At 44.3% G+C, this 21,306-nt stretch carries 20 protein-coding genes; 14 read left to right on the top strand and 6 right to left on the bottom strand.

The window, feature by feature from the left end:
• Positions 1-376: 376 nt before the first annotated feature.
• The 8 genes from erpA to B3V51_RS04560 all read left to right on the top strand — a co-directional run bounded on the left by erpA (position 377) and on the right by B3V51_RS04560 (position 8,798).
• Entirely contained in the window at positions 377-757 is a 381-nt protein-coding gene (gene erpA / locus B3V51_RS04525; protein ID WP_058024722.1) for an iron-sulfur cluster insertion protein ErpA, read from the top strand.
• A 373-nt stretch (positions 758-1,130) separates the two neighbouring features.
• Positions 1,131-2,705 (top strand): glutamate--cysteine ligase, encoded by a 1,575-nt coding sequence (gshA, locus tag B3V51_RS04530; protein WP_093071306.1) that lies wholly within the window; start codon positions 1,131-1,133, stop codon positions 2,703-2,705.
• A gap of 52 nt (positions 2,706-2,757) precedes the next feature.
• Positions 2,758-3,288: a disulfide bond formation protein B gene (locus tag B3V51_RS04535; RefSeq protein ID WP_093071303.1), complete on the top strand. Its 531-nt coding sequence runs from the start codon at positions 2,758-2,760 to the stop codon at positions 3,286-3,288.
• A 453-nt stretch (positions 3,289-3,741) separates the two neighbouring features.
• On the top strand, positions 3,742-4,386 hold the full coding sequence (locus B3V51_RS04540; protein ID WP_093071302.1) for a copper resistance protein NlpE N-terminal domain-containing protein: 645 nt from the start codon (positions 3,742-3,744) through the stop codon (positions 4,384-4,386).
• A gap of 240 nt (positions 4,387-4,626) precedes the next feature.
• Positions 4,627-6,114, top strand: a complete 1,488-nt coding sequence (gene mpl, locus B3V51_RS04545; protein WP_286708047.1) for a UDP-N-acetylmuramate:L-alanyl-gamma-D-glutamyl-meso-diaminopimelate ligase — start codon at positions 4,627-4,629, stop codon at positions 6,112-6,114.
• 387 nt (positions 6,115-6,501) lie between these two features.
• Positions 6,502-6,756 (top strand): GlsB/YeaQ/YmgE family stress response membrane protein, encoded by a 255-nt coding sequence (locus B3V51_RS04550; RefSeq protein WP_058024727.1) that lies wholly within the window; start codon positions 6,502-6,504, stop codon positions 6,754-6,756.
• Positions 6,757-6,953: 197 nt separating this feature from the next.
• A complete protein-coding gene (gene def, locus B3V51_RS04555) occupies positions 6,954-7,508 on the top strand; it encodes a peptide deformylase (RefSeq protein WP_212564047.1) in 555 nt (184 codons plus the stop codon).
• Positions 7,509-7,622: 114 nt separating this feature from the next.
• Complete coding sequence (locus tag B3V51_RS04560; RefSeq protein WP_186475458.1) at positions 7,623-8,798, top strand: type III PLP-dependent enzyme; 1,176 nt, start codon at positions 7,623-7,625, stop codon at positions 8,796-8,798.
• Positions 8,799-8,880: 82 nt separating this feature from the next.
• Here B3V51_RS04560 and B3V51_RS04565 read toward each other — a convergent pair whose 3' ends face one another.
• The 3 genes from B3V51_RS04565 to dnaJ form a co-directional block, all read right to left on the bottom strand.
• On the bottom strand, positions 8,881-9,786 hold the full coding sequence (locus tag B3V51_RS04565; protein WP_093071300.1) for a hypothetical protein: 906 nt from the start codon (positions 9,784-9,786) through the stop codon (positions 8,881-8,883).
• A 34-nt stretch (positions 9,787-9,820) separates the two neighbouring features.
• Entirely contained in the window at positions 9,821-10,651 is an 831-nt protein-coding gene (dapB, locus tag B3V51_RS04570) for a 4-hydroxy-tetrahydrodipicolinate reductase (protein ID WP_093071299.1), read from the bottom strand.
• Between the two features lie 184 nt (positions 10,652-10,835).
• Positions 10,836-11,960: a molecular chaperone DnaJ gene (gene dnaJ / locus B3V51_RS04575; protein ID WP_071002636.1), complete on the bottom strand. Its 1,125-nt coding sequence runs from the start codon at positions 11,958-11,960 to the stop codon at positions 10,836-10,838.
• 414 nt (positions 11,961-12,374) lie between these two features.
• On the opposite strand from dnaJ, the gene B3V51_RS04580 reads away from it, so the two are divergent.
• Positions 12,375-13,025, top strand: a complete 651-nt coding sequence (locus B3V51_RS04580; RefSeq protein WP_093071298.1) for a DUF2939 domain-containing protein — start codon at positions 12,375-12,377, stop codon at positions 13,023-13,025.
• Positions 13,026-13,165: 140 nt separating this feature from the next.
• On the opposite strand, the gene B3V51_RS04585 is transcribed toward B3V51_RS04580, so the two are convergent.
• Complete coding sequence (locus tag B3V51_RS04585) at positions 13,166-14,230, bottom strand: disulfide isomerase DsbC N-terminal domain-containing protein (RefSeq protein ID WP_093071297.1); 1,065 nt, start codon at positions 14,228-14,230, stop codon at positions 13,166-13,168.
• Positions 14,231-14,561: 331 nt separating this feature from the next.
• Complete coding sequence (locus B3V51_RS04590; RefSeq protein ID WP_093071296.1) at positions 14,562-15,266, bottom strand: pseudouridine synthase; 705 nt, start codon at positions 15,264-15,266, stop codon at positions 14,562-14,564.
• Positions 15,267-15,357: 91 nt separating this feature from the next.
• Here B3V51_RS04590 and B3V51_RS04595 point away from each other — a divergent pair, with 91 nt between their 5' ends.
• From B3V51_RS04595 to B3V51_RS04615, 5 genes are all read left to right on the top strand, one after another.
• Complete coding sequence (locus B3V51_RS04595) at positions 15,358-15,957, top strand: YigZ family protein (protein ID WP_286708048.1); 600 nt, start codon at positions 15,358-15,360, stop codon at positions 15,955-15,957.
• Positions 15,958-16,196: 239 nt separating this feature from the next.
• Positions 16,197-17,243: a YheT family hydrolase gene (locus B3V51_RS04600; RefSeq protein ID WP_286708049.1), complete on the top strand. Its 1,047-nt coding sequence runs from the start codon at positions 16,197-16,199 to the stop codon at positions 17,241-17,243.
• Positions 17,244-17,283: 40 nt separating this feature from the next.
• Positions 17,284-17,832, top strand: coding sequence for an acyl-CoA thioesterase (locus tag B3V51_RS04605; protein WP_286708050.1), 549 nt, complete (start codon positions 17,284-17,286; stop codon positions 17,830-17,832).
• Positions 17,833-18,015: 183 nt separating this feature from the next.
• The gene (locus B3V51_RS04610; RefSeq protein WP_286708066.1) at positions 18,016-18,309 is read left to right on the top strand and encodes an acyl-CoA thioesterase; all 294 of its coding nucleotides are present in this window, start codon (positions 18,016-18,018) and stop codon (positions 18,307-18,309) included.
• Between the two features lie 263 nt (positions 18,310-18,572).
• Positions 18,573-20,027 carry a coiled-coil domain-containing protein gene (locus tag B3V51_RS04615; RefSeq protein ID WP_286708051.1) on the top strand — a complete coding sequence of 485 codons (1,455 nt, stop codon included), beginning with the start codon at positions 18,573-18,575 and terminating at the stop codon, positions 20,025-20,027.
• A 311-nt stretch (positions 20,028-20,338) separates the two neighbouring features.
• Here the strand turns inward: B3V51_RS04615 and B3V51_RS04620 are convergent, their stop codons facing one another.
• Positions 20,339-21,283, bottom strand: coding sequence for an alpha/beta hydrolase (locus B3V51_RS04620; RefSeq protein WP_286708052.1), 945 nt, complete (start codon positions 21,281-21,283; stop codon positions 20,339-20,341).
• Positions 21,284-21,306: the final 23 nt, after the last annotated feature.

Consider the following 21,306-nt stretch of genomic DNA (forward strand, 5'->3'; position numbering starts at 1 on the left):
GCCATGGTCGAATGTTCAATACGCCCTATAATAAGACCTTTGGCAGCCATATACTCTCGCACACATAATGAGTATAACCTTGATAGCTATAAAAGTTTTGATTCATCAGTTTTGGTAAGGACGATGACTCTTGACAAGCGAATCGCTACTCCCATTATGATATACTGCTAAAGATAAGTGCTTATCATCAATAAAGTGCTTTGGTGGCACAAACACCGTATTGATATCGCACAAACAGCTTATAATGCACCAATAGCTTTGCCATAACGACAGCGCCCAATTAAATCAAACGCCGTGCGTATCTTTATTTGCAATCATTTTGTTGCAAACCCAAACAGGACGACGACCGCATTTGATCCTAGCAACTGAGGTAGATATGAACGAATCAGCCAACCAATTTAATCCAAGCTCAAATCAGCCAGTAGATCCTACGGTATTAAGCCTAACCGACAGTGCGGCACAAAAAGTACGCCGTCTGCGCGAAGAAGAAGGTGATAGTGAACTGATGCTACGCGTCTATGTGACGGGCGGCGGCTGTTCAGGTTTTTCTTATGGCTTTAACTTTGCCAACGACTTAAATGAAGACGATGCCAATTTTGATAATGGTGATGTGACCTTGGTTGTTGACTCGCTAAGCTATCAATATTTGCAAGGCTCTACCGTTGACTACACTGAAGGGTTAGAAGGCGCACGTTTTGTCGTGACCAACCCCAATGCCACCACCACTTGCGGCTGTGGCTCGTCATTCTCAATTTAGGTTTTCGCGATTTGGCTCTATGACCCAACGATACTATGCCTTTATTGCGTCTCAACATTCCTGTGATCATGCGCCAAAGCCGTATTGGATGACTTGCAGCATCGCGATCAAAGCATCTATCTTTGAGATAGATGCTTTTTTGCCAATATTGATGAATCCGCAAAGTATCCGTGCTGACCAATTTCATCAAAAATACTGAGAAAAATCTAGCCCAAACGTCCTGCTCAAAGCTTATCGTATTTGTAATTGTTCGTGGTTTTCAATACGGCTTTGAGCTAAACTGACGGAATTATTGACCCAACATTTACCTCTTTTATGGACAAACGCCCATCGTGTTTTGATCTGCCATAATGAATAACAATAGATGACTATTATGAGTAATTTTGCGAGTAGCTTTGCTAATTTTGACATTCCCAATTGGTTTGGCAGCCAGCATTTAACGGGTATGCTCCGCGGTATCGAAAAAGAAGGACTGCGCGTGAGGCCTGATGGTTTTTTGGCACAGACGCCGCATCCAGCCAAACTCGGATCAAAATTGACTCATCCTTTTATTACAACCGATTATTCAGAAAGTCTGCTTGAGCTTATCACCGAACCAAAAGCTTCGCCAAAAGAGACACTCAATATGCTGCGTCAATTGCATGTATTGGTGTATCAAGGCATGCCTGACGGCGAGCTGATGTGGCCGCTATCTATGCCTTGTATGTTGTCTTCTAAAGATGAAGATATTCCACTGGCTGATTATGGTAGCTCTAATACAGGTAAGCTAAAAACCCTTTATCGCAGTGGTCTTGGTATCCGTTATGGTCGCCGTATGCAGACCATCGCAGGGTTACATTACAATCTATCTTTTGGTGACACGCTCTTTGAAACGTGGCAAGCGCAAACCCCAACGGCACAAGAGCAGACGCTAACAGAATTCAAAAACGAGAAATACCTAGGGCTTATTCGCAACTTTAAGCGACTGACCAGCATTGTGTTGTATTTATTGGGTGCAAGTCCAAGCGTATGTCCTTGTTTTGTTGCTGGGCGTGAGCATGATCTAGAGCGTCTAAATGACTCAACCTACTATAAACCGACTGCCACCAGCCTGCGTATGGGCAAACTTGGCTATACCAATAGCGTGCAAGAGCAGCTAGATATTCGTTATAACTATTTGCCAGAGTATGTCGCTGGACTACGCCGCGCGATCCAAACACCGCATGAGAGCTTTGCCAAGCTTGGTCTGGAAGATGAAGATGGCAACCCAGTTCAGATCAATAATCATATCCTTCAGATAGAAAATGAATACTATAGCCCTATCCGTCCTAAGCAAATTGCGATGAGTGGTGAGACACCAACCGAAGCGCTTGAGCGTCGCGGTATTGCTTATGTTGAGTTTCGTGCGATTGATCTCGATCCTTATAGCGATGTTGGTATTCGTCTCTCTAGTGCTTGCTTTTTAGAAGTGATGGCGCTCTACTGTCTATTCAGCGATTCACCTGATTTGCTGCCTGAAGAAGAAGAAGCACTCGCTATTAATCTAGAGCGTGTGGTCAACGAAGGTCGCCGTGAAGGTCTGCACATCATCAATAACGGTCAAGAGCAATCGCTTGAGGGCTGGATGCTGATGCATCTAGAGCGTATGCAGCCACTTGCTGCATTGCTAGATGCTCATTATGGTGGCAATGACTACCGTGCTGCAGTGGCATTGATGCAAGGCAAAGCCGGACATTCTGAGTCGACGATCTCCGCCCAAGTAAACTCTGATAGCAAACGCTTAGGTAGTCTATGGCAGCTTGGTTTTACATTAGCGCAGCAGCATCGCGAGTCATTATTGCAGCAGACTCTCAGTCCAAACACCCAAGCGAAATACGAAGTATTGGCAGAAAAGTCTATCTTGCAGCAGGCTGAGATTGAGAAGTCTGAGACAGAAGACTTTATGGACTTTTTACAGCAGTATCGCTAAACCTGATTGCATCCTAACCTCTGTATAGATGAAACCATAAGAGTAACGCACCATGCGACAGCTGACCACTTATCGTAACTTACAAATATTTTTAGTATTGATGGCCATAATAGGCATGAGCTTTGCACTGTTTTATTTACAGCGCCATCTAGGGCTTTCGCCTTGCCCGCTCTGTATTTTTCAGCGTATTGGTCTAATAGTCATGGGCGGTTTTGCGCTGATATCAGCATTATTTAATCCAAAATCCAAAGTGGTGAAGTTGCTATTATGGCTTGGTAGTTTGGCAGGTATTGGCTGGTCTACTGCTGTGGCTATACGCCATGTTTGGCTACAGCACCTACCTGCCGATCAAGTACCGTCATGCGGCCCAGGCTTGGACTATTGGCTAGATACCTTGCCTATGTTGCAAGTGCTCAAAGAAGTATTTGCAGGTTCTGGTGAGTGTGCTTCTATCGATTGGACGTTTGTCGGACTTAGTATCCCTGAGCTGTCGTTGATCCTATTTAGCGTACTTCTTGTAGCGCATGGGGTGATGTTGTGGCGTATCGTGCGACCTATCACCAATCAGTCTATCGCTCGATAGTTCATTAAAATCACTTTATATTTTACCGTTATCACTTCTTTCTAAACAGACATTCATACTCTGCTATGCAATGTCTGCTTTATTATCTGCGACTGTTAAACCTCCTTTATTACCTACGTTAGACAAACCGATAGAGCCTACTTTGCTATACCAAGCATATTGAACACAACAAAAAGTCCACAGATATATCTGTAACCCTTTGATACCTTTAGACAGCCTGTTTTTTCAGTGGGTAGTTTTAGTGAGCAGTTATGAGAGCGCCATCGCTTTTGAGCGATAAATTGTCTATATTTCAAAGATCAGATACGCTCTCAAATTCCAATATCTATATTATCGCAACGTTTATACGACCCCTTGTCTCTCTTTTTTGGCAACAAGATTATCTTGATAACGGTTGCCAGTGGCATAGGTGATTTTTAAAAACGCTATTCAAAAACTGTTTTTGGTATGACCATGATATATCTTGCACCTATTTGCTTTACCACATCTACTGTCATTAGACGCTGGGGACCGTCCTTATTAGCGGTACCACTCTGTGTGCTATTGATAGGCTGTGATAGTGCCTCCTCGAATTCTGATCAAGACATGAGGACTAAAGCTTCATTTGTCGACGCATCAGCAGAGTCTGCTCCGCAGAGCACATCAGAAGAGATAGAAAGCGATAGTATGTCTGAGTCAAATCCTGATGACAGTTTGAATGAATCTACAGAAGGGCAATCACTTATTGCTGCTGCTCAATCCAGTAATGAGGGGCATATGCACCCTTCTACTATACACTCAGAATCGAACAGTAGTGCGCTACAAGCCACGCTAATGGGTGATTATGGTGGTATGGTGCCTTGTGAAGACTGCGATAGTATCGATGTCACTTTGAACCTATTTTCTGATGGCTCTGTACTAAAATCCAGCACCCATCACGATGCTGAACAACAGCGCGCACCGTTACTTGAGTCTGGCGTCTATCGTCAAGATAAAGACAAAATTACCATTGTATATGAAGACAAACATATTGAGTCTTATTATATTCAAGACAATCATCTGATTTTGATAGATGAGCAAAAAAACCTAAATAATGACTATACGTTGTCACGTAAATAGACAGCAAGTGCTTGGTATGCTGCCAAATAAGACAGCATTTATCAGCTAGATAACGCCTACTTGTTAGGCGTTTTTTGTTGGTCATCGACCAGCATTTACTTTACAATGATCGCTTGTCTGCCAGACTACTGCCATGGCAATGACTGATTAAAACGTTAGTCACGATTGATAACAGCTCAGCACTCAAAACTTTATTTTTACTCTCTCTATTTCACTTATTCAAGCTCTTACGGAACGTCTATGCATATTCATATTCTTGGTATTTGTGGTACTTTTATGGGCTCGCTAGCATTATTAGCGCGTGAACTTGGGCATACCGTTACTGGCTCAGATACCAACGTATATCCTCCTATGTCTACCCAACTTGAAAATGCGGGCGTCACTATTGAAGAAGGCTATCTCGTAAAGCATTTGCAACCAGCGCCAGACTTGGTCGTTGTTGGTAATACGATGAAGCGTGGCATGGATGTGATTGAATATATGCTAGATACGGGTCTGCGCTACACGTCAGGTCCGCAGTTTTTGTCAGAGCAAGTGCTGCAATCGCGCCACGTGATAGCGGTTGCTGGTACTCATGGTAAGACAACAACGACAACCATGCTTGCTTGGATATTGCATTACGCTGGTATCGATACAGGGTTTTTAATTGGCGGTGTGCCACTGGTCAATACCACTGATGAGCACTTACAGCAGGTATTTGCACACAGCAGCTATCTAGGAGCAGAAAAAACTGACGATGATACGACAGTCCCTTCTGGTTATTTTGTCATTGAAGCTGATGAGTACGATTCTGCGTTTTTTGATAAACGTTCAAAATTCGTTCATTATCGTCCGCGCACCGCTATCTTGAACAACCTAGAATTTGATCACGCCGATATTTTTGCTGATTTGAATGCGATCCAAACGCAGTTTCATCATATGGTACGTATGATTCCAAGCACTGGAAAAATTATCATGCCTGCAGCAATTATTAGCTTAGAAGATACGTTAGCAAAAGGCGTTTGGACCCCTATCTGGCGTACTGCTGTCATCGATACGACCGCATCTAATACCAGTAAAAACGACCGTACGCTTAAAAACAATAGCGACTGGCAAGCGGAACTCATTCGCGAAGATGGCAGTCAATTTCAAGTCAGTTTTGCTGCTGATAAAGAAGTAGCTGTCATCGACTGGGGCATGAGTGGTATTCATAACGTCAATAATGCCTTGGTTGCCGTCGCGGCCGCTTATGATGTCGGTGTCAGCATCTCTACCGCTTGCGCCGCATTATCGGCTTTTGCTGGTATCAAACGGCGGATGGAGTTGATCGGTGATGTAAACGATGTCTTAGTCTTTGATGACTTTGCCCATCACCCTACTGCGATTACCACAACATTAGACGGTGCCAAAAAGAAACTGGCTGGCAGACGTATTTGGGCGATTATTGAGCCGCGCAGTAATACCATGAAAATGGGTATTCACCAAGACAGCTTGGCTGAGTCAGCTGCCCTCGCTGACTATACATTGTGGTATGAGCCAGCGGGACTGGAATGGGGTTTGAGAGAAGTCATCGAACAAGCCACGGCTACAAGTGACTCCATCATTAACCAGCACGTAATGTCTAGTGTCGATACTATTATTGAACATATCAGTAGTCATGCTCAAGCAGGTGATGCAATAGTCGTGATGTCCAACGGTGGTTTTGAGGGGATTCATCAGCGTCTATTAGCGGCATTGCGTGATAAATAAACGATTGATTTAACCCTAAACCCTAAACCCTAAACCCTAAACCCTAAACCCTAAACCCTAAACCCTAAAATTAGTATCTAAAAAATTAGTATTAAACAAAAGCGTGGCTGTCTCATAGACGGGCTACGCTTTTTTTATTTAATTCCCTATCCTTATCAAATTCTTCTGTCGTGGCTAAATGATTGATACGCCATTCTGTTAGCACCATGGCTACCTTTGTAACCTTCCGTTTACCTATTGCACCTACGTAATAGCAAATCTGACTTTTTCCTCACATAGGCCCTACACAGGTAACATTTTTTGCTTACTCTTGCGTTTGAGGAATCTTTACAATGGAGTTATTAAATTAGCAACATATTATAAATATTCATAATTTAGGAGAATAACATGAGCTTTATTTGGATGATTATCGTCGGTTTGGTTGCAGGTTTATTGGCACGTGCTATTAAGCCAGGTAGTGACCCTATGGGCTGGATCATGACGATCGTATTGGGTATCGTCGGTGCCATGTTAGGTGGCTTCTTAGCGAGCTTAATTGGTATCAACGCAGATGGCGGTTTTACTGGTCTTATCTTCTCAGTTATCGGTGCGATCATTTTGCTATTTTTGTATGAAATGATTGTAAACAAACGCCGTGCATAATTACCGACTAGATAGAATATCTACAAAAAAGCCTTGCGTTAAGTGAGGCTTTTTTGTGTCCAGATACCTATAAAAATCTTTAATTTGTGAATGCATGAGACCTGATATAGACGGGAAAGTATTGATAAGCATTACTTTTGTCCCCATTTATCTTATAATATCAACCCTATTTTGTCCCTATCATTGAGGTGAGCGTTATGGCACTACTCCCTATCTTAAGTTACCCAGATCCCCGCTTGCGCACGATTGCCAAGCCAGTCAAGGAAGTGACTGCTGAAATCAAAACCTTAATCTCAGACATGATTGAGACAATGTATGATGCTCAGGGCATTGGCCTTGCTGCAAGCCAAGTCGATCGTCATATTCAGCTCATCGTGATGGATTTGTCTGAAGACAAAAGTGCCCCAAGAGTATTTATCAACCCAAAGGTCACGCCATTGGTAGAAGAAAAACAACCGTACGAAGAAGGCTGTCTTTCGGTCCCAGATGTCTACGACAAAGTCGAGCGCCCTAAGAAAGTACGTATCGAAGCATTAGACGAAAACGGCGACGTCATTGATGAGGTGGTAGAAGGCTTGCTTGCCGTCTGTATCCAACACGAAATGGATCATCTCAACGGCGTGATATTCGTCGATTATCTGTCTCGTTTGAAACAGACACGTGCCCGTGATAAAGTTCGTAAAGTCCTCAAGATACGCGAAAAGCAAGGCGCCCAGTCCGCTGAGCAGCAGTCACAACCCATCAGTTCTTAATCTCTTTCTCCTTTACATAATGATGCCTATAGTGGATGTTACTCTCTGATATCCACTAGATGGTGCCAATTTTTTAGCAGATACTGTTCTCACCAAAGGTTTACTACTATGACCATGATCAAAATTGACCAATATTTTGACCCTGCCAGCTGGCAGAAATTTACCAAAGCTGCTGAGGGTCGTGAGACCCCGTTTTTAGTGGTGGATCTAAGTCGTATCGAGACTAAGTATCATGAGATGGTCAGCCTGTTCCCGAATGCCAAACTGCATTATGCGATGAAAGCCAGTCCTGCGGTTGAAGTTATCAATCTGCTGGCAAAGCTTGGTTCTAACTTTGACTGTGCCTCCATCTATGAGCTGGATCGTGTGCTGGATTGCGGTGTTGAGCCATCACGCATTTCTTATGGCAACACCATCAAAAAAGCCGCCCATGTCAAATATGCCTTTGAAAAAGGTATCGATCTGTACGCGACTGATTCAGAAGCAGACCTTAAAAATATTGCTAAACATGCCCCTGGTTCTAAAGTATTTGTGCGCATATTGGTACAAGGATCAGAGACAGCAGAATGGCCATTGTCACGTAAGTTTGGCTGTCACCCTAATATGGCCATTGATTTGCTTATTCAGGCGCGTGAGCTTGGCTTGGTACCTTATGGTATCTCGTTCCATGTGGGTAGCCAGCAAAAAGACGTTGCGGCATGGGATGATGCATTAGCCAAAGTTAAATATATGTTTGACTGGATGAAGAACGAAGAAGGCATCAAGCTACAAATGATCAATCTAGGTGGCGGCTTCCCAACCAACTACATCAGCGAAGTCAATCCTATTAAGGTCTATGCAGAAGAGATTACCAGCTATTTGACTGATGACTACGATGCAGATGAGATGCCTGAGATTATTTTAGAACCAGGTCGTTCACTCGTTGGTGGTTCAGGTGTCTTGGTGAGTGATGTGGTACTGATCTCTCGCAAATCAGACACAGATTTGGCGCGCTGGGTCTATACGGATGTTGGTTTATTCCAAGGCTTAATCGAGACGCTCGGCGAAGCCATCAAATATCCTGTTTATACTCCCAAGATGGAAACGTCTACCAGTGAAGGGACAGTCGTATTGGCAGGGCCAACTTGTGACTCAACCGATATCATGTACGAAGAAGCAGGTTATCAGTTACCAGAGGAGCTTGAGATTGGTGACAAAATCTATTGGCTCACCACGGGTGCTTATACCAACTCGTATTCATCAGTTGAGTTCAATGGATTTCCGCCGCTTGAAGTGGTTTATATTGACTAGGGTTTGAACCTATCATCTATAGAGAAGCGCGGTGCTATTAATAACACCGCGCTTTTTTGTATTTAGCCATTTGCATAATGAGCTATTGAACCAATAAAGCTATCGGTACACTATTAATGCTATTGGTCGTTCGACTGCCGCTGCTGGTTGAGCGTTGTGAAATCTCACCGATCGTCACCCATTGTCCGCGCGGCACAATGATTGTATTGTTCAGACTTTGACTTTGAATGCTATTACTGCTCGTGCCGTACCTATTGTAGGATGAGTTGGATCGCGCCAGTCGCTCTTCAACTTGTGACAACCTCACTTCGACTTGACCATTCGGTAGTAGACGCGGTGTGACAGCAATGCCTTGCGTCGTTGGCAGTAGTACCTGCTGCTGAATGACAATTTGCGCGCTTGGCTGACGGTCAATGGGATAGTGATAATTTGGTTGAATAGTGGCACGATAGTTCTGCGTCAATGAATAGAGCGTGCCGGTACTGATACTAGCGGCACTACCAGAAAGCGTCTGTACTTGATATAAACTGCTGCTTTGCTTCTGGCCGTTACTTTGATTCCAAACACCCGATCCCTGAATATTGCGCTTGGTAATAATAACCTGACCCTGACGAATATTATCCTGAACACTGCTGCTATTGCCAACACGCACAGCGACTGTGAGCGCTTGTGGCTGACGGTCAATCTGCGTGAGTAGCTGCTGTATCATTTGATAATTGTGGGGTGTTGTTATTAGTACTAGCTTACCTTGGTAGATGCTGACGGTGCCGCCATCAGCGCTACTATTGAGTTGTTGCCTTACCACTGGCAGTAGCGACACGCCGCCATAAGTGTCAATCACATAGGTTTGGACGTTACTGGCTTGTACGGTGATTGGTAGGACAGCCAGACTTAGGGCAAACGCGGGCAAGCTTATATTTTTGGTAATATTCACCTTAAGAATGGTACTAGCCAATTCGTGCTTTATACGTATACGACTCACCTGCATCTCCTCACCTTTTTTAAGTCATCGTCAATGCGCTCTAATCATTTAGACCCAGCACATCTTGCATATCATATTGCCCAATGGCTTGCTCAGTCACCCAAGTTGCGGCACGTACAGCACCTGCGGCAAAGGTCATGCGCTCTCGTGCGCGGTGAGTAATCTCAACCACCTCACCATCAGCGATAAACATCACCGTATGGTCGCCGACGATCTCTCCACCGCGTACGGCATGAATACCAATTGTGCCCGACTCACGCTCACCCGTTTGTCCTTCACGTCCGTAGATGGCAACGTCTTTTAGATTCTGTCCGCGCGCCTCTGCGACGGCTTCTGCCATCATATATGCCGTGCCAGATGGTGCATCGATTTTGTGTTTGTGATGCGCTTCGATGATCTCTACGTCAGCCTCATTGCCAAATGCTTTGGCTGCCATACCAAGTAGTTTCAATGACAGGTTAATGCCGGTTGAATAGTTACCTGCGTAGACGATAGCGATTTTTTCACTGGCTTTTGCCAATACCTGCTCTTGCGCCTCATTAAATCCTGTCGTGCCAATGACCATCGCGACATTATGCTCGGCACAAACTTGCATGTTTTTTTCAGTCGCATCAGGCAAGCTAAAGTCAATCAGCACATCGATGTCATTAATTACAGCCTCTAGCACGTCAACGATTTGCACCTCTAAACGTCCGATAGCTGCCACCTCGCCTGCATCCGCGCCGACGAGACTCGATCCTTGGCGCTCAATCGCTGCATTCAGGATGGTCTTAGGATTATTTTGTACCGCTTCGATAAGCATACGACCCATACGACCACCTGCACCGATCACACCAACTTTGATGGTTTGTTCTGTTGTTTCTTGACTCATATCGCTACCTTACATACTTTATATTTGGTGGGTTATTTTTGGATATCATTTATCGTCAGTTTAACAAATATCGTTAACTGAGTGGTTTTTTATCAGCATAAGAAAAAGCCCAAAGGTTTCATGTGAAACCTTTGGGCTTACTCTCAGTATGGCTATCTAGAAACAGTCTGTCTTAGTTAAATAATCAGTCAAACAAATCGCCAATCTTTTTAAAGAATGATTTTTTATGTGGCGACTGCTGATGCTTACTGTCATCATCTAACGTATCTTGGAACTGACGCAATAGATCTTTTTGCTCACGAGTCAGATTGACAGGGGTTTCGATGACCACACGGCAGATCAAGTCGCCTTTCATCGTGGTGCGTACTGGCGTCACGCCTTTGCCGCGTACACGTAGCAGTTTGCCACTCTGCGTCCCTTCTGCCACTTTGATTTTTACTTTACCATCCAAGGTTGGGATTTCAACTTCTTTACCAAGTGCGGCATCCGTGATACTGACTGGTACATCCATATAGAGGTCCGCGCCTTGACGAGTAAAGACGTTGTGCGGTTTGACACGTACTTCGACATACAAGTCGCCGTTCTGTACGCCTGCGGCGCCAGCTTCGCCTTCACCTGCCAGACGGACGCGATCACCATCATCGACGCCCGCTGGGATAGATACTTCTAGCGTGCGTGATTTGTCTTTGACGCCATTACCATGACAGTCAGGGCAAGGGTTTTTGATTTGCTTACCAGAGCCGCCACACTGTGGGCAAGTCTGCTGCACGGCAAAGAAACCTTGCTGCATGCGCACTTGACCCTGACCATGACACATCTGACAGGTCACGACATCAGAGGCATCTTTGGCACCTTTACCATCACAGGTATCACATGGCGCTGGCGCGGTGAAGCTGATTTCTTTTTTGCAGCCGCGTACTGCTTCTTCTAATGTCAGCTCGATCACATAGCGCAAGTCAGAGCCGCGACGCGTGCGTCCACCACCACCGCCACGTGATTGACCGAAGATATCGCCAAAGTTACCAAAAATATCGCCAAAGATGTCTTGGAAGTTGCCGCCGCCTGCACCGCCACCCATGCCATTTTCAAAGGCAGCATGACCCATGCGGTCATACGCTGAGCGCTTTTCTTCATCGCTCAGTACTTCATAAGCCATTGAGGCTTCTTTGAATTTGTCTTCAGAATCAGGGTCATCAGAGTTGCGATCTGGATGATATTTCATGGCAAGCTTGCGGTAGGCTCGCTTAATCTCCTTGCTGTCAGCGGTCTTGCTGACACCTAATACTTCATAAAAATCGCGTTTACTCATGGTTTCTCCTATCGTCTTCGTAGCACCACCAGCTCGTCAGTTCGTTAGCCTTGATCAGCTTTTACCATTAACGGCCTTCATCTCATACACAATCACACAGCAACGTTTCATGTGAAACATGGCAAACCACAATGTCACAGGATGATAATATGTGCATGTAACGAAAAATACGGTGGGGGCTACTTAGCCAAATCAATTATAAAAAGTTTGCGCTATTTATGGAGATGGTCTGCTGATTTATCAAGCGCTTAAGTCATGAAATTCATAGTTGAGGTCTTGAGTCGGCGGTATACACGATTTATTAAGATTATTACAAAGCTTTTCATACCTGAATAATGACGAGTCGTGCTAGTATTTATCGCCATATCTACGGTCATTTATACCCATGACGTTTGCGACAAGGTTCCCCGTCTTATGAAAAAGCTGATTGTTTTATTAATCGTGATTGCCGTAGCAATCTATGCAGGCTCCCCTTATTACAGTGCTTATCAGCTCAAAAATGCCTACGATGCCAAAGACGGTGCCGCTATCGCAGCGACCATTGATTACGAGCAAGTGCGTCCAAGCATCCAACATCAGCTGACTGACCAGTTTGCCACGACCATGACAAAGTACCCACTGATTGCTGAGTTGGGCGGAGACGCATTAACCCAAGCAGCCGATGGCTTTATCACAAAGGCCGTCGATGGTGCCATCACGCCGCAAAATATCGAAAAGGTCATTAACACTCAGGGTCAAGCCAATACAGCAACCAAAGAGCTGGCGGCGGCATGGGCCATCGCAAGCGATCAGGTCGATCTCAGAAACCTCATTCAAAGCTTGATTGTTCAGCACGGCGATGTCGATGCGGTGGTCAAGAGCCAAATCCAGCAAGTCATGAAAAAACAAGCGGCGGAGCTCGAGCAGCAGGCGGCACAAGGCAACGATAGCGACAAGCCAACATTGAGCTACTGCGGTATCAATTGCTTTGCTATCAGCGGTCAAGTCAAAGGCTATCCACTCACGATAGAGATGCAGCGCCAAGGCTTGATTGAGTGGAAGATCGTCGATATTGTCTTGCCATAAACAAGTTGAGATCGCTTTTGATATTCAAAATTTTGATAAGTCAAACGATAAAAACCGCTTTATGAATCAGCTCATAAAGCGGTTTTTTGTGACGTGATTTAAAATCTTTATTCACTAAAATGTGAACGACACCAATGTGATTATTCGATACCCAAAAATTCTAAAAACTCAGGACTCTCGAAGCTTGCTTGATATAGTACACCGTCCTCACGGTAAATGGCAGGCGTTGCTATCACCGCCAGTCCAGCGGCTTTTTCGCGATTGGGCGTCACGTGATCGACGTTACAGCTCGCTGATGCAGGTGTCATCTCTCCTTGTAGCATCGCCTTATCAAATGCCTGACGGCGACTGTTTTCGCTACCTTGGCACCAGATACCGCGCATTTGCTCAGGGGACTGCTCGTATATCGGATAGCCGATGACGTTGACCGTCACTCCTTTGGCATTGAGCATGGGTATTTGCTGATGAAATCGGCGGCAATACGGGCAGTTGACGTCATCAGCCACATAAATCACCGCCTTCTCAGTTGTGGTGGCTGGATAAATAATCAGTTGGCTTTCATCCAATATCGCAAACACCGATTGGTTTTTGCGCCGCTCAAAACTCTCATCGAGCCCGATAAACTGACCGTTTTCGATCACTGATATCTCACCGTCAGTGATGTACTGCGCATCGTCCGATAATAAGAAAGGCACCCCTTCTAGCGTTGCGCCCCAAATCACGCCGGGTACTGCGGTATAAAAGAACGGCGTTTTTGCACTCATGTTTTTGAGCGCACGCGTATTTTTGAGCAGCACCGATTTGACTGCTGCACTGACAGGCTTGCCTACCTGCGCACTCGTGCTGCGTACTGGTGTTTTGGTCACTACCCGCTTGCTTGAATTCTTTTTTAACTCACCTTGGATGACATAACGACCGTCTTTTGTGATGTGCAGCGGCGGCTGTTCAGCCAAGTTTACCTGATACATATTGGGTAATTTGGACGGCGCAATGGAGGTAATCTGCGTTTTGATACCGGCTTGGGTTAGCACTTGGCGCAAGCGTTTATCAACAGTTGCACTTACCGCTTTGCTCGTCTGCATGCTTTGATTGTTTTGGTTCAATTGGGTGCTCGCCGCATCCGCTGAGTTTGACTGAGCACAAGCCGTGGTTGCGAGTAGTACAAGGCTAATCAGGCTTACCGAATTAAAGGCAGATAGTTTCACAAAAGCAGTCCTCGTTAATAACTCATAAATTCTGTACTTGATAATATCTATCTTGATTGCTCATCATAATATTATGTAAAAAAATAGATTGAGATATCAGACAGACTGTATCACAAGGAAGGTTTACACAAATGATTAGCGGCGCAATTTTGCAAAATGGCTACCCAACTTTAAGAGATAGGCAACACAAGCAGACCGCAGAAATAGTAAAAGAGAATCACAAACATAAATAGCTGACAACAAAAAGCAGCACACGGTGTCGTGGCTGCTGATGAATTTAAAATAATAACTTAAACAGTAGTATGGATGCGCATACTAAAGAGGTCAGTGGCTAGAACTTGGCGACTTCTTCTGGCGTTAAGAAACGACTGTCGCCTTTCTCTAAGCCGTCTAGATTGATATGACCGATACTGGCGCGGTGCAGCGCAACGACTTTATTACCAAAGTAGCCCATCATGCGTTTGACCTGATGGTATTTGCCTTGCTCCAAGGTTAGACGCGCATGGGTCTCATCGATAAACTCAAGGGTAGCCGGTTTGGTCGGCTCATAATCGCCCTCTAACAAGATACCTTCGCCCACCTTTTTGATTGCGCGGGCTTGCTCCTCCTCGTTCATAGGATCAGCAAGCGTTAGCTCATAGACTTTGGCGTGCTCGTGCTTGGGACTTGTGACACGGTGTAGCCAGCCGCCATCATCGCTAAGCAGCAGTGCGCCTGTGGTATCGACATCTAAGCGACCTGCGATACGTAAACTGCCTAGCTCTGGTACGGCAATCAATTCGGTGACGATAGGATACTCTTTGGCCTTTAACGTACACTCAAAGCCTTCAGGCTTATGCAGCAAGATATAACGATTACCCGTCGCCACCGAGAGCGGCTCGCCTGCCCACAGCACTTCATCATTGATAATATCGACATGTAGGCCAGGGTCTTTGACCACCTCATCATTGACGGTGATCTCAGAGGCGTGGAGGATTTTTTTGGACTCTTTGCGTGACAGCTCAGTGGCTTTACTGATAAATTTATCGAGACGCATACTTTTTACTACCTTTAGTCATATAGGGTTTTGTTATAGTGGTGTCAGTTTAACATATCCCATCTAACCCTAAGTGTACCATCGATGCAATATGAGCTATCAAACCTTAAAAAACCCCGTGACCGCGCGGCTTGAGATCAAAAAATCTGAGTTTATCGCTCATGCCTATCCTGTCAGCTCGCGTGAGCAAGCGATGTTTCACGTGGAACAGCTGCGCGAGCAATATCCTGATGCGCGCCATTGGTGCTGGGCCTATATCATCGGCGACCCTGACAACACCACCAGCGCAGGCTTTGATGACGATGGCGAGCCGAGTGGTACCGCAGGGCGACCAATATTAAATGTCTTGCAACATAAGTCCATCGGCAACGTGATCATCGTCGTCGTGCGTTACTTTGGCGGTATTAAGCTTGGCGCAGGCGGTCTCACTCGTGCCTATGCAGGCTCTGCACAAGCAGCAGTCGATCAGATGATATTGCAACCTTTCGTGCCGATGACGCAAGTGCAAATACTAGCGGACTTCGCGACTGAAGCTCAGTGTCGCTATGTGGTCGAGAGCTTAGAGGGCACTATCGAAGATGTCGCCTATAGCAAACAAGTCACCTTAACTGTCACTATTGCTGAGGTTGATATTGAGACCTTAAAAACTGAACTAGCGATGGCAGGTAGAGTGATAGAGCCCACAGATTAGTATGTTCTAAAGAAGTAAACTGAGCTTAATTAAATAATACAGTAATCATCTGTTCACTGAGCCGTTCACCAAAATCTATTGGAAGCTTGCTGCGAGCTTAGTATGATAATAAATTCGTTAAATTAACAATGTATAGACTCAGTCTTATAGAGCTGTTTTGTTTCACGTGGAACCAGCTATTTAAATCACACTCATATTTTCTATTTATACTTTTATTTTACAACTTTAGAAACCCTACTATGACGACCTTTACCTATAACGCATTTAAACCGCCTTTTTGGCTGACTAATCCGCACTTGCAAAGCATCCTGCCAAAGTTTTTTGCGCCAAAAGCACCCGAGTACAGACGAGTGGTGCGCAAAGATTCCTTGGACGAGAGTGATATTGCCTATGATTTCTATGATGCGCATCCTATAGAACATTCAGAAAACTTAGAAAATGGTGAACTTGAACAAACGCCATTAATCGTTTTGTTCCACGGTATGGAAGGCAGTAGCGATAGCCATTATGCCCGCGCTTTGGCTTATCAGATGCACGCGCAAGGGTGGCACTTTGTCGTCGCCCATTTCCGCAGCTGTGGTGGTATTCCAGCTAGTGGACGGGTGTTTTATAACGCGGGTGATACGGGCGAAGTGCACTACATGCTGCAAAACCTAAGCGAAAAATACGCCAATATGTATGCGGTCGGCGTCTCACTGGGTGGTAATGCCTTAGCTAAATACATGGGCGAATACGGCGAGAAAGCGCTCTGTAAAGGCGCGGCTGTCATCTCCGCCCCTGTCGATATGTCATCAGCGGCGCTGAGTATGCACAGCTTTTTGAGTCATCGGATTTATACGCCTTATTTGCTTAATCCGATTATTAAAAAAGCCCTTGCCAACGACATCAGCAAAGAGGAGATCGACTCTATCAAAGCGGTCAATCGTATCAGCGACTTTGACGATATCTTTACCGCGCCGCGTCATGGCTACCGCTCTAACAACGACTACTATCATAGCGCCTCAGCCCTGCCCTACTTGCACGATGTCAAAAAACCCTTATTGTTGATTAGCGCCAAAGACGATCCGTTTTTGGGCTTTACCGCCACCGCGAACGATGTCTCCGACTGCGTCACTATTATCGATACCAAGCACGGCGGGCACGTCGGCTACATTCGCTATCGCTCGGATAGCAAACAAGCTCAGGGCCGTGATAAAAAATCCAGATTCGATATCAATTGGCTACCCGAAACCGTCAGCGCCTACTTTCACTCCATCGGTGTGGACGCTACCGTCAAGTCAAAATAACTGCGCAACTGACCTATCCTTAAACTTTTGAGACTCTATTATGTATCCTTACTTGCGTTACACTAAGTCGATCGTTGATGCGTTTATCACTAATAAAAAAGCTCAACCGTTAGCGTTTGATCAGGTCAGCGAAGTCACTGTGCGCTGTAGTATTACCGATATCGATCCGATGTTTGAGATGAATAATGGCCGTGTATTGACCGTCTATGATATTGGCCGTACAGATTTTATCATTCGCACGGGGCTTGCCAAGCAGCTGCTAAAGAACCGTTGGGGTATGGTAGTGGCAGGCTGCACCATTCAATACCGTAATCGTATCCGCCTGTTTGATAAAGTGACCATCAAGACGCAGCTCGTCGGTATAGATGAGCGCTGGCTCTATCTTGAGCATTCAATGTGGGTTAAAGGCAAACCTTGCTCCTCGGTGCTATTACGCACGGGCGTCACCAAAGGCGGCAAAGTCATTGAAACCGCCAAAGTGTTAAAGGCGTTAGGTGAGCCTAATTTAGTCATGTCACCTGAGCCATGGGTGCAAGAGTGGATAGCGTCCAATAAGGATCATCGTTGGCCGCCGATGGCTAAGGACTAAAATACTCTACGATAAGTCTCTGACTACCTTATCCTCCATTACCTTAAGCTTTGAGAGCAGACCATGTACCCCTTTATTCGTCATACCGTCTCACTTATACAAGCTGTTTCGCAAGTCAAAAAGGGTCAGAGGCTAGCCTTAAATGAGGTCAGTGAAGTTGAGTTTCGCTGCTAGCTGACGGATATCGATGATTATTTTGAGATGAATAATGGGCGCATACTGACACTATATAATCTGAGTCGAATGAACTTTGCTGTACGTACGGGGCTTGGTCGTCAATTGTTCAAGCAACGTTGGAATCTGATTGTGGCTGGTACGAGTATTCAATATCGCAAACGTGTCCGCGCCTTTGACAAAGTGACGATGAAAACTCAAATCGCCGGTATTGATGCACGCTGGATATATATTGAACAATCCATGTGGGTCAAAGGCAAGCCTTGCTTCCTCTGCTTCTTTGAATCAGAGACTTTGTTTTAAGCGGTTGTACATTTAAATAATAAACTGCAATCTTGAGTAGGGTGCGCCCCGCGCACCGATTTTTTGTCTTGTAATTATGACTGGAATAATAATCATTAGTTGTAAATTAGCTGATTTCTGACGCGCTAGGCGTAGTTTACAACCTTGGACAAGAAGACTAAAGAACAAATATGCCTGTTCAATCTAAATACTTTTCTCATTTTTTGAAAGTTAACTTATGTATAATACTACTTTAAACTAGCTTATAGAATAAGGGTTTTTGTATGAGTAGTAGAAGCGAGGTATATGAAAACTTTCTTAATAGTTGGGGTGAGATATATCAACTAATTGATGGAGTAGAACCTTCGCTAGACGAGCAAGAAAGTAATACTGTACGTGAGGTCGCTCGATTACTAAAAGTTATAAAATACTTAGACGTATTTATAAAAAATATTGACAGTGACCTTATTCCATTAAACATACTCACCGAACTTATAAATATATTTAACAGTTACAAGCAGACTATAGAGTTAGCTCTTAATGAACAATTAGAAAATCAGCTTGTAACAGCTAATCAGTATGCAGATCAAATCCTACTTAAAACGAGCCCCTTCTCTCAAAAAAGCTCCTCTCATATCCAAGCATCAAAGTCTGCTTTTGATACTTATATAAAATTTATAGATAGTCGCTTAGAAAGCTATAATGATAAATATAAAGAACTAATGCATAGTTTAAAAACTAAAAATGATGAAGTCGTGCAGCTTTACAAAAATATAAATGAAGCTTCAGAAGAGATAGCAGTATTGAAAACAAAGCTTCTAACTGGAACTGAAGACAGTGAATCTATAGAGTCTAATATTAATAGCTTTGAAAATAAAGTAGAAGAGCAAGCTAGTAGAATTAACACTTACTTCAATAGTCTTTTTACAGATGAAGACTCTATAAAAAGCACAATAGATTCTTTTCAAGAGAATATAAGAGAATCAGATATTACAGTTAAAAAAATAAAAAATGACTTAGCTACAGAAATGGAGGAGCTACAAGCCTTTTATGACGAGGTTTTTGGTCAGAAAGATGATTATGGAGAAGTAAAAAACGGTCTCAAATACGAAATTCAAGAGAGGAAAAATGAACTAGACTTGATGAAAGTCAACCAGCAGAGCCAGTATGATGCATTGAAAACACAGATTGAAGGTATAATTCCTGGAGCCACGAGTGTGGGGCTTGCTAGCGCTTATCATGACTTAAGTACTTCGTTTATTGTACCTATAAGAATATACACAGGTTTATTCGTTATATCTATAATAATGCTTTTAATGTTAGCTTTTTATTTTACTAACCAAAATTTAATTCTTGTTAATTCATCAGACGCTACACGTGACATTGCAGTCATAAAAGATGTTGGCGTTTTTCTACTTCAACGACTACCTATAATACTTCCAATAATTTGGCTTGCAATATTTGCTTCTAAAAGAAGAAGTGAGGCGGAAAGGTTAAAACAAGAATACGCACACAAAGAAGCATTAGCTAAATCTTACCAAAGCTTTAAGCAGCAGATAGAAGATCTTGACAGTGAAAACAAAGAACCTTTATTAGAGAAACTTTTAGCTGCTGCTATTGATACTATAGCCACGAATGCCTCAAGCACACTAGATAAAAAGCACGGTGATAATGCTCCTTTAACCGGAGTTGTTGAAAAGACAATCAATAAATTGCCTTCTATCAGTCGTAAAGAATAAAAACCAGTTAACTTTAATGTCAACTACAAAACCGTAGTCAAACATATTGACTACGGTTTTGTAGTCAAATTCTGTAAAAGTAGTAGAGGTTGACATGGGAAGCAGTTTAGCCTGAGCACCGTTAAAAAATTGCACTGCAATTTTAGGTGAACTTGGAGAGCGGTTTAGCCCCGATTGCAGCGGATATACTTGGCTGCACACTGTGTTGCGGGGACTTAGGCAGTCGCGATATCGAGGCAACAGGAGCACGACTGCCTATTAGTCACCGCCACAGTGGCAGCTAAGATAGTAGCGTAAAGCGGGAATAGCTACTATTTAATCCCCTCCCGAAACCCTTTATAATCCTCCGCCGTTTGCTCTACTGCCTCGATCATCGGTACGTGACCGATATCTTCCATCATAATGACTTGCGCTTGCGGGATGATGTCTTTGATCACATTGACCGTTTCAGGTTTGATGACTTGATCCTTCTCACCCCAAACCACGAGCGTTGGTATCTTATAATCCGCAATGATTTGAGCGCGCTCCTCGACATTATCAGTGACGATTTGCTCAAGGATTTTGGTGTCCAACTCCTTATTATTGATACGCTCTTGTGCGAATACCGCTTTGACTGACTTTGGCAAATAAGGCGGCTTATACATGACAAAATCGTACATCTTATAGAAGTCCTCTTTGCTATTGATCAGCAATGGGTTGTTCTCAAGGGTTGCGCCCTCAAGCGATTTTGGCACGCCTGCTGACCAAAACCCTGCGCTATCGACAAGCCACAGACTCTTGACGTCTTTTGGGTACTTTGCGGCATAAGCGACACTGATCGCGCCGCCCATCGAGTTACCGCCGATGTGAATATTGCTTGCTAATCCTTTAGCTTGCAACAGCTCATGTAAGCGCGTGGCCTGTGCCTGTGAGCGATAGTCTGCGCTCATAGGTTTGCTCGACTCGCCAAAGCCCAGTAGATCAGGAATGATCAGATGATAGTCCTCTAACTCGTCAGCGATACGGGTGAAGTTGTCCTTATTACCGCCAAAACCGTGAATAAGGAGTAAGGGCTCGCCTGTTAGGTTGGCGTTTTCGGCATAAACTAACTTGTCGCCAGAAGTTAGCGTAAATGATTTGACATCCAGATCAGACTTATTGCGCTCATATTGAATGATTTTTTGGGTGGTGTTAACGGCAAGCGTATTGGGCGCTGTGGTACAGCCTACGATAGAGAGACTAAATAGTGCGGCAAGGCCTAAGCGTTTAAATAGCATGGAGGCATCCTTGTTTAGAATTA

The organism is Psychrobacter sp. UBA2514 (genome assembly GCF_002341255.1).
Taxonomy (GTDB): Bacteria; Pseudomonadota; Gammaproteobacteria; order Pseudomonadales; family Moraxellaceae; genus Psychrobacter; species Psychrobacter pacificensis.

What these genes read in the sequence shown, in the direction of transcription:
- erpA (WP_058024722.1), top strand. Translation starts at nt 377, where the DNA reads ATGAACGAATCAGCCAACCAATTTAATCCAAGCTCAAATCAGCCAGTA.
- gshA (WP_093071306.1), top strand. Translation starts at nt 1,131, where the DNA reads ATGAGTAATTTTGCGAGTAGCTTTGCTAATTTTGACATTCCCAATTGG.
- B3V51_RS04535 (WP_093071303.1), top strand. Translation starts at nt 2,758, where the DNA reads ATGCGACAGCTGACCACTTATCGTAACTTACAAATATTTTTAGTATTG.
- B3V51_RS04540 (WP_093071302.1), top strand. Translation starts at nt 3,742, where the DNA reads ATGATATATCTTGCACCTATTTGCTTTACCACATCTACTGTCATTAGA.
- mpl (WP_286708047.1), top strand. Translation starts at nt 4,627, where the DNA reads ATGCATATTCATATTCTTGGTATTTGTGGTACTTTTATGGGCTCGCTA.
- B3V51_RS04550 (WP_058024727.1), top strand. Translation starts at nt 6,502, where the DNA reads ATGAGCTTTATTTGGATGATTATCGTCGGTTTGGTTGCAGGTTTATTG.
- def (WP_212564047.1), top strand. Translation starts at nt 6,954, where the DNA reads ATGGCACTACTCCCTATCTTAAGTTACCCAGATCCCCGCTTGCGCACG.
- B3V51_RS04560 (WP_186475458.1), top strand. Translation starts at nt 7,623, where the DNA reads ATGATCAAAATTGACCAATATTTTGACCCTGCCAGCTGGCAGAAATTT.
- B3V51_RS04565 (WP_093071300.1), bottom strand. Translation starts at nt 9,786, where the DNA reads ATGCAGGTGAGTCGTATACGTATAAAGCACGAATTGGCTAGTACCATT.
- dapB (WP_093071299.1), bottom strand. Translation starts at nt 10,651, where the DNA reads ATGAGTCAAGAAACAACAGAACAAACCATCAAAGTTGGTGTGATCGGT.
- dnaJ (WP_071002636.1), bottom strand. Translation starts at nt 11,960, where the DNA reads ATGAGTAAACGCGATTTTTATGAAGTATTAGGTGTCAGCAAGACCGCT.
- B3V51_RS04580 (WP_093071298.1), top strand. Translation starts at nt 12,375, where the DNA reads ATGAAAAAGCTGATTGTTTTATTAATCGTGATTGCCGTAGCAATCTAT.
- B3V51_RS04590 (WP_093071296.1), bottom strand. Translation starts at nt 15,266, where the DNA reads ATGCGTCTCGATAAATTTATCAGTAAAGCCACTGAGCTGTCACGCAAA.
- B3V51_RS04595 (WP_286708048.1), top strand. Translation starts at nt 15,358, where the DNA reads ATGAGCTATCAAACCTTAAAAAACCCCGTGACCGCGCGGCTTGAGATC.
- B3V51_RS04600 (WP_286708049.1), top strand. Translation starts at nt 16,197, where the DNA reads ATGACGACCTTTACCTATAACGCATTTAAACCGCCTTTTTGGCTGACT.
- B3V51_RS04605 (WP_286708050.1), top strand. Translation starts at nt 17,284, where the DNA reads ATGTATCCTTACTTGCGTTACACTAAGTCGATCGTTGATGCGTTTATC.
- B3V51_RS04615 (WP_286708051.1), top strand. Translation starts at nt 18,573, where the DNA reads ATGAGTAGTAGAAGCGAGGTATATGAAAACTTTCTTAATAGTTGGGGT.
- B3V51_RS04620 (WP_286708052.1), bottom strand. Translation starts at nt 21,283, where the DNA reads ATGCTATTTAAACGCTTAGGCCTTGCCGCACTATTTAGTCTCTCTATC.